This is a genomic window from Bacteroides cellulosilyticus DSM 14838 (assembly GCF_000158035.1).
GTDB classification, from domain to species: domain Bacteria; phylum Bacteroidota; class Bacteroidia; order Bacteroidales; family Bacteroidaceae; genus Bacteroides; species Bacteroides cellulosilyticus.
On record NZ_EQ973490.1, the window covers coordinates 1,648,658 to 1,657,475 of the forward strand.

Below are 8,818 nucleotides of genomic sequence, written 5' to 3' on the forward strand. Positions count from 1 at the left end.
AAAGGGAATAACCGGCCGCGTGAGCGGGGGGCTATTCCCTTTTGTAGTTACGAACTACAAGATACAAGCTACAAGTTGCTGCGCTATGTTTACGAACAATTATGCCGCATGGCACTTGTAGTTCGTAGCTTGTAACTCGTAATTATTTCACCGCCTGATACATCACTTCCTGTATTCGTGTACGAATATCCATCTTCATCAGTTTCGTATTCCATACATTGGGATAAATGCGATTACACAAGAAGACATAAACAAGGCCGTTCGTCGGGTCTACCCAGGCACAAGTACCCGTAAAGCCGGTATGACCATAGACGGTAGAAGGGGTAGCGGCAGCGCATGGGCTCTTTGCCGGATTCTGACGGTCGGGCTTATCAAATCCCAGACCACGGCGGCTGATGCGTGAAACCGTAGTAGTAAATACACGGCAAGTCTCCGGACTCAGATAACGCTTGCCATCCAGTTCACCACCATTCAGCAACATCTGATAAATTCGCGCTACTTCCGTTGCATTAGAGAATAATCCGGCATTACCCGATACACCACCCTGGAAAGCTGCCGACTCATCATGTACAAAGCCCTGAAGAACAGTCTTCCGCAAGAAAGGATCAAAGGAAGAAGGTATAATTTCGGCTTTCGACAGAGGAGCATGGCTACCGGAAACAATGCCGGCATAAGCCGTTCCCGCAGTAGCTGCACCTCGCAGCGGCAAGTATCCGGTACGTTTCAGTCCCATCGGAGCATAGAACTCCTGCTCCAGAAAAGCATCCATCGACATTCCCGTACGCGCTTCCACCAACTGCTGCAACAGGATGAAGCCGACACAACTATACCGATAGCGCCGGTCGCGCAACGGAGTTTCTATAATCTTCTGCCGGTATGCCTCCTTGAAGGAGCGATTCAGCCACAAGCTATCAGAAACCTGCAATGTATGCTCTGCCGTGCGTACTTTGGATGTCAGCCCCTTCTGGAACTTGAACTTCGGGTTTGCCCAAGTACGTACACCGATCTGTGCAGAATGTGCGGCATCGGGCTTTGCCTTGAAAAGAGTTCCTTCATAACTTTCCTTATCGATAGCTTCCAGATAGAACAACAACGTGGAAGGCAATCCGGACTCATGCAACAGTAATTGCCGGACAGTAATATCCTTTTTATCCGTATCCTGAAGCCAAGGCAGATAGTCCGACACACGGTCAGTAAGATTCAGACGTCCTTTATCATACAGCTTCATGACGGCAAGCAACGTTGCCGTAGTCTTTGTCAGCGAAGCAAGATCGTAAACATCCGTCGGGGATACCGGCAAGGTAGCACCTGGAGTAACGGATGCAGAAAGTCTACTGGCAGAAGTGCCCGGCCAGGTATGCGTTCCGAATGCCTTATTATACATTTCCTTTCCATCTTTCAATATCACGATCTGGCAACCGGGATAGGCACCTTCCTTAATTCCTTCTTTCGCAATCTCATCGATACGGGTCAGCAGACGAGAATTCACTCCATACTCATCGGGCACAAAGTGGAGTGGTGTCTTCGGAGTAATAACCTGCCCCGTACCTGTGGCAAACAAATTGCTGATGCTTGCCGAAAGACGTCCGTCGGCCGTTGCATCTCCATAAAGTATTTTGGCTGTCCGGCACTGCACATCATCTATCGAAGAATGTGCCAATACTACAGCGTCCGCAGCAGACACCGCCCGGCGTATCTGCAACATCTGCTTACCGGGAATAAAAAGCAGATAAACCGCCGGCACATCGTGAGTAAACTCGGCAAAGAATGGTTGGTAGGGTGCCAGACGATGTTCCGTGACGCAGACAAGAATACGTTTATATTGCGACAATGAATCACGCAACAGTTTGCGTGCAGCAGGCTGCAAGTCTTTCTTCAGCTGAAAGACGGTGGGACTTCCTTTCGTCCCGGCGGAATTTATATATCCGGAGAGTTCTTTCAGGAACGGCTGTACCTCTTTCGCATCCCCCACATTGAGCACTGCCACTTCACGAGTATCCGCATCCAGCGGAAGCACATTGTTCTTATTTCTCAGCACAGTGATCGCTTCCTGGTTCAGACGCCGTATCAGATCACGCGTATGTGCCGTATTGATACGGTTTCCCAAACCGGAAAGACGGACAAAAGGTTTCTTCGACAATCCGAGAGCATATTTATAGGTAAGCACTTTCCGACACTTCGTTTCGATCTCCGCTTCTGTCAACTCACCGCTCTTCACGGCATCCAGTATAGCTTCCACCTCTTCCTTTATCCGCCGGGGAACGAGCAACAGGTCGTGCCCCGCCTGCAATGCCTGCAAGCAAATACTCGTGTTATTGGCAGATACTCCCTTCATGGCAAGTGCATCCGTAAACACCAACCCTTTGAACTGCATCTCCTGTGTCAGCAAATCATACACCACTTTGCGCGAAAGCGAGGAAGGTACTCCTCGTTTCGGCTCAAGCACCGGCACTTCCAAATGTCCCACCATCATACCGGACAGTCCGGCCTGAATCGCCTTTCTGAACGGATAAAGCTCCACACTGTCCAGACGTGCACGCGAAAACGACAACTTCGGCAATGAATGATGCGAATCCACATCCGTATCTCCATGACCGGGAAAATGCTTGCTTACGGAAAGTACACCGCCATCTTCCAGTCCACGTGCATAAGCTATCACTTTATCCGCCACATTTACCGGACTTTCTCCAAAAGAGCGGGTATTGATAACGGGATTCTTCGGATTGATATTCACATCCGCCACAGGAGCAAAGTTGACTTGCACGCCAAGCTCACGGCACTGCCGGGCCATCTCGCGCCCGTACTCATAGAGCAGGCTGTCGTTTTGTATACAGCCCAGAACCATATTTCGCGGAAACACCGGTGTACCCCGCAAACGCATGGAAAGTCCCCACTCACCATCGAAGGTAATCATCAACGGAATATCCGCCATTTTCTGCGCTTCATTAGTCAGTGCCACCTGATTTTCCATTAAACCACCGGAAAAAAGCAGGCCACCCACTTTGTAGTCGTCCACTACTTTGCGCAACAGGTCGCGGTTTGCTTTATCCTGTTGGGGGGCAATGGTATAAATGAATAGCTGTCCGATACGTTCTTTCAGACTCATCTTGTTGAGCACTGAGTCCACCCACTGCCGGCAGCGGGCATCATTGGTAAAGGGACGCATCAGGATAGGTTCAACAGGCGTAACAGGGGATTGCGGTGCCGGTAAGCGATGTGTCTGAGCATCAAAACGGGCACAACAACTGAATAGTATCAAGAGGAATAGGAATAGTTTCTTCATTATTATCTATACATTAAGGCTACCAAAGTTATAGTATTTCAAACACAAAGACACGGAAAACACAGAGTTTTTTCGACTAATTAGTAAAAAACGCTGTATTTCCCGTGTCTCCCGTATTTCTATGTTCCGGCTATTTCAGACTTTTATAAATCGCCTCCTGTATATCCGTGCGAATATTCATTTCACCCAGTTTCGTATTCCACACATTGGGACACAGGCGGTTACTGAGGAAGACGTACACCGTCCCGTGTTCTGGATCCACCCAGGCGCAAGTCCCCGTGAAACCGGTATGCCCATAAACGGCAGCGGTAGCCGAGGCAGCACAAGGACTATTCTTCAAATCCTTCAGATTAGGTTTGTCGAAGCCCAATCCCCGGCGGCTGATAGCGGAAGTTTCTGTAGTGAACAGGCGGCAGGTCGCTTCGCTCAGATAGCGTTTACCGTTCCATTCGCCACCGTTCAATATCATCTGATAGATTTTAGCCACTTCGGAGGCAGTGGAGAAGAGACCGGCATTACCGGATATGCCACCCATGCAGGCAGCAGCCTCATCATGCACATAGCCACACAAGTCCTGACGACGCAGGAAGTCGTTTGCAGCCGTAGGCATTATCTCTTCTTTGGAGTATTTCTGCAAAGGCAGGTACATGGTACGCTGCAAGCCCATAGGCGCATAGAACTCCTTAGCCAGATAGAGGTCCATCGGCAACTTGACAATTGACTCTACCACCTGTTGCAACAGTATAAAGCCGAGATCACTGTACACATACCGCTTACTGTCCATTTCGCAACGGGCAATCTTTTGCAGGATGGTATTCTTAAAGCTCTTATTCAACCACATCTTATCAGCTACATGCAAGTTGTAAACCGATGATTCTTTCTCCGACACCAGTCCTTTCTTGAACTTGAAATCCGAACAATAATAGCTATGTTCGCTTACCCGCGTGCGATGCCATTCATCCACCCAACTTTGAGCATACGGTCCATGCACGGAGTTCGGGTCGATAGCCTCCAGATAGAAACGAATATAAGGCGGCAGGCCAGATTCGTGAAGAAGCAAGTCCTTAATCGTAATATTCTTCTTATTCGTACTTCGCAGAAAAGGTAAGTATTGGGAAACCTTATCCGTCAGTTTTAATTTACCACCATCATAAAGTTTCATCACAGCAAGCAGCGTTGCAGTAGTCTTTGTCAGAGAAGCCAGGTCGAACAGATCCGTAGGACGTACAGCAGTGGTATCCTTATCGGAATGTATACCGAAACATTTATCATACACCGTCTGACCGTCTTTCAGCACCAGCACCTGGCAACCGGGATAAGCTCCGGCAGCCAGTCCTGCCCGCACGATAGCATCAATGCGATGCAACTCATTGGACTTCATCCCCAAATCTTCGGGAATAATACTTCCCGGCTTCATCCCCGGAGTGATCACACTTCCCTCACCGGCCTGATAAAGACTTCCGATACTCATGGAAAGTTTGCCTTGGGCAGGCACTTTGGCAAAGATGACACCTGCCACATATTGTTGGATATCCGCTTCAGAAGAATGTCCCAGCACTACGGCGCTGGCTTGGTTCAAAGCAGGCTCTAACGGTTGCATTCCACGATAAGACGTAAAAAAAGCATATACCAGCGGCACGGACAAGTCCAATCCCGCCAGGAAATCGGCATAAGCAACCACATCGGCATCTTTTCCCGATACGCTGACCACTATACGCCGATAGTCCGCCAACTTACGCGCCAGTTCACGGCGGCCATCTTCCGACATTTCTCTTGTCAAACGAAAACACTCCATAGGAACAGGAGATAATTTCTTCATCTCATCCACAAAAACACTGTCTTTGCCTTCGCCTATACTCAGAAGAGCAATAGGAGCACCACCGACCGGTGTCAAAGGCAATATCCCGAAATGATTGCCAAGCACCGTAATGGAGGCTTGGCGCAACCTGGTTACCAGAGCCTTCGCCTCATCCGTATGGATACGATAGCTCATTCCGCTAACTTGTAACTGCGGACGTGGCTGGCGCAAGCCTAATAAATATTTATAAGTAAGTATCTTACGACATTTCGCTTCCACTTCTTTCTCAGAGAGAACACCCTCTTTCACAGCACTCAGCACTTCCTGCACAGCGTTTGCGGTGTTGTACTGCACCAGTACCATATCATTTCCGGCAAGTAAAGCTTTTGTAGTAAGCTGGGGCACAGACGAGACACCTTTCATATCCAGCGCATCCGTAAACACCAAGCCCTGAAAACCCATTTCGTCTTTCAGTAATCCCGTCACTACATTTCTGGAAAGTGAAGATGCCGTTTTGGCGTCCGGTTCCAAAGCAGGCACCTGCAAATGACCTACCATCACACCGCCCAATCCGGCACGCACCATTTCGCGGAACGGATACAGCTCGACGCTATCCAAACGTTCACGATTATAGTAGAGCACCGGCAGTCCCTTATGCGAGTCCACGTCCGTATCTCCATGACCGGGAAAGTGTTTGCTTACGGACAGCACGCCACCACTTTCCAACCCACGACTGTAAGCCAGCACCTTTTCGGCTACTTTCTTCGGATCTTCACCGAACGAACGAACATGAATCACCGGATTCAAAGGATTGGTATTCACATCCGCATCAGGTGCAAAATTGACATGCACACCCAATTCACGAAATTCCCGTGCCACCTCACGTCCGTATTCATAAATCAACTGATTGTCTTCAATGCAGCCCAGAGCCGCATTCTTTGGGAAATAGGGCGTACCTTCCAGACGCATGGAGAGCCCCCACTCACCGTCAAAAGTGATCATAACGGGAACTTTGGAGTTCTTCTGCGCAATATTCGTCAGTATTGCCTGTTCTTCCGGCGTACCTTCGGCAAAGAGCAGACCTCCGATCTTATACTTCTTCACAAGATCACGTATCTGCTTCTTTTTCTGCTTATCCGCCTTGGCCGGGAAGGTGGTGACAATCAATTGCCCTACTTTCTCTTGCAGGTTCAAACCGGAAAATACGGAATCTACCCACTGTTTGCAACGTGCATCTGCCGCTGAAGGTAGAAAAGGGGCTTCTGCCTGGGCATGAAGCAAGGATGTGCCACCCCATAAAAGGATAGCCAACAACAAGAGAATTATTCTTTTCATTTCTTTGTAGTTCGTTGGCGGTATTTATTCATTTCTTACGGGTTTTGAGGGAAAGTTGACGAGTTAACAAGTTGACAAGGGGACAAGGTTCCATGCGGCATAGGAGCATTGCGCAGCCCCTTGTTCCCTTGTCAACTCGTCAACTCGTTTCCTTTCTATACCAATACAAATAAATCCTCCCCCAACTAATTATGTATTATCTATAATGATGGTTGGGATTCTTCTTCTGTAAGTGTCAGTTTCAACATTCCCACATAAATTCCACTTTTTCCTGTATGCATCACAGGTACATTCTTACCGTCTTTATTCAAATAAATAGCAGGCTCTTTCATGAAAGTATGGGTATGTCCGCCCAATATGGCATCAATATTATTTGTTTTCTGTGCCAGTTCTTCGTCACAAGGAGCACCTTTAAGCTGATAACCCAGATGCGATAAGCAAATAACGACATCACAACCTTCCTGGTTCTTCAGCAGATCCGTCGTCTTCTGTGCCACTTCTATCGGATCATTATAAACCACACCTTCACATTTATCGGCCTGCACCAATCCTTCCATCTTCGGAGCAAGACCAAAGACACCGATCTTCAATCCATTGCGGCTGAAAGTAGTATAAGGTTTCACCAGTCCTTCCAACACCGTACCTGTTACGTCATAGTTGGCACATACCACCGGGAAGTTTGCCATACGGAACAGACGTGCCATATTTTCCAGACCGAAATCAAATTCATGATTACCAATCGTCATGGCATCGTAACCCATAAGGTTCATCATCTTGACTTCTACTTCTCCCTGAAACAGATTATAGTAAGGAGTTCCCTGAGAGATATCTCCACAGTCGAACAGCAACAGATCAGGGTTCACCTTGCGTGCCTCTTTAATAAAGGTGGCCCGGCGCACGGTTCCGCCCATACCGGCATAGCGGTCGGCAGCATTTACGGCAATGGGCTCAATGCGGCTATGTGTATCACTTGTTTGCAGAATCACCAATTGCTTGGTTTTCTGTGCAGAGTCGGGAGTCAGCAGACAAAGGGGGGCCTTGGAGATTTCCCGGATAGATTGTTGTGCTGATGACGGAAGAAGGCAGCAGACTGCCAACATTAAAAGAATATATCGTTTCATGATTTCTGATTTATGAATTATGATTTATTTTCTCGGTGAGCAGGATTACTCATCTTTCACAGTTACTCTACCTTCCAGACGCGAAGTGATCTTCTTTCCGGCAGCAGTTTGACGTTCCACATAGTCCATGAACAGGCCGCGCAAAGTGGCTCCGTCCGGACATTCCCGTTTCTCTGCCTGAGGCAAAGCAGTCATCCCGTCGTTTCCGTCAGCCAGATAGTCGATTGTAGCAATCGTATAGAGTTGATCGTCTTCTATCGGACGCCCGCCAACCGTACCTTGCAGCAATTTCCCGTCTTTCGTAATCAGGAGCTGTACTCCACTGATACCTTCACCATGACGCACAGCGATATTATTAAACAGTTCTTTCAGATAGACTCCCTTCATTGTCAATACACAAAGGGAATTTTCGAAAGGTAATATCTCATAGATGTTTTCGGTAGTGATAGGGCCTTCTGTCAGTACATTACGCAAACCACCCATATTTATCAGCCCCATATCGGCAGGCTTGCCCAGTACTTGTGCGGCAGCATTACGCAATACATCCGCTACCAGATTGGAAAGCAAGCTCTCCGGAGCTCCTTTATCCATACTCATTTCCGCAGTACCCACTACACGATACATAATACTGTCAACTTTTGCCTTATAAGGAGCAAGCAGTGCCACCGCTTCAGCATCCGGGTTCACATCCCAAGTAGAGTCAATCGCCACCATGGTTCCCTCTGACTTCGTCACCTTATATGCAGAAGTACAAGAACTTAGCAGGAATATAACTGCCAGAAATACACCGGGAATAAATTTCAAAGTTATTCTTTTCATTTTGTTCGGGTTTTTAAATTGCTACAAATATAACGAATAGTCTTTCTTATCCCGTCCTGACGGAAAGAAAAAAGATGAACTTTTTCGTTTTCAGACACATTTTTTTTAAGTTTCGGGATATTTCGGCATTAAACGGCTTACACAACTTCTGACTGTACCCGAGATGTACTTGCTCCGTACCAAGTCCGGGATTTCTTCGGTCAGAGGTGCTTCTGAGCGAAGAAGGTACGGAGCAAGTACGGTTGAGACACAGTTATGGCGGGGCATGAACAACACAATGATTCATTCACTATGCTAAACCGAGGGTACTTCCCACTACGACTGAAGATATCTCCCACTACGACTGAAGGTACCTCCCACTAGGACTGAACTCGTGTTTCACTACGACTGATCATGATGGAACACCAAGTTTCTTGTCACACAGGTGGTTACGGGACATATGAACTTTGGTTTGCTCTTCTC

General features: G+C 47.9%; 4 protein-coding genes. All 4 read right to left on the reverse strand.

The genetic code is table 11. The features are described 5' to 3' along the window. Window positions 1–142: 142 nt before the first annotated feature. A complete protein-coding gene (locus BACCELL_RS10585; protein WP_007211760.1) occupies window positions 143–3,283 on the reverse strand; it encodes a serine hydrolase domain-containing protein in 3,141 nt (1,046 codons plus the stop codon). A 130-nt stretch (window positions 3,284–3,413) separates the two neighbouring features. Next, window positions 3,414–6,416, reverse strand: coding sequence for a serine hydrolase domain-containing protein (locus tag BACCELL_RS10590; protein ID WP_007211761.1), 3,003 nt, complete (start codon window positions 6,414–6,416; stop codon window positions 3,414–3,416). A 200-nt stretch (window positions 6,417–6,616) separates the two neighbouring features. Then, entirely contained in the window at window positions 6,617–7,537 is a 921-nt protein-coding gene (locus BACCELL_RS10595; RefSeq protein WP_007211762.1) for a bifunctional metallophosphatase/5'-nucleotidase, read from the reverse strand. Between the two features lie 45 nt (window positions 7,538–7,582). Continuing rightward, entirely contained in the window at window positions 7,583–8,356 is a 774-nt protein-coding gene (locus BACCELL_RS10600) for a 5'-nucleotidase C-terminal domain-containing protein (RefSeq protein ID WP_007211763.1), read from the reverse strand. Between the last annotated feature and the right edge of the window lie 462 nt (window positions 8,357–8,818).

Bases quoted from the DNA above. Each gene is read 5' to 3' on its own strand.
- BACCELL_RS10590 (WP_007211761.1), bottom strand. From the start codon at position 6,416: ATGAAAAGAATAATTCTCTTGTTGTTGGCTATCCTTTTATGGGGTGGC.
- BACCELL_RS10595 (WP_007211762.1), bottom strand. From the start codon at position 7,537: ATGAAACGATATATTCTTTTAATGTTGGCAGTCTGCTGCCTTCTTCCG.
- BACCELL_RS10600 (WP_007211763.1), bottom strand. From the start codon at position 8,356: ATGAAAAGAATAACTTTGAAATTTATTCCCGGTGTATTTCTGGCAGTT.
- BACCELL_RS10585 (WP_007211760.1), bottom strand. From the start codon at position 3,283: ATGAAGAAACTATTCCTATTCCTCTTGATACTATTCAGTTGTTGTGCC.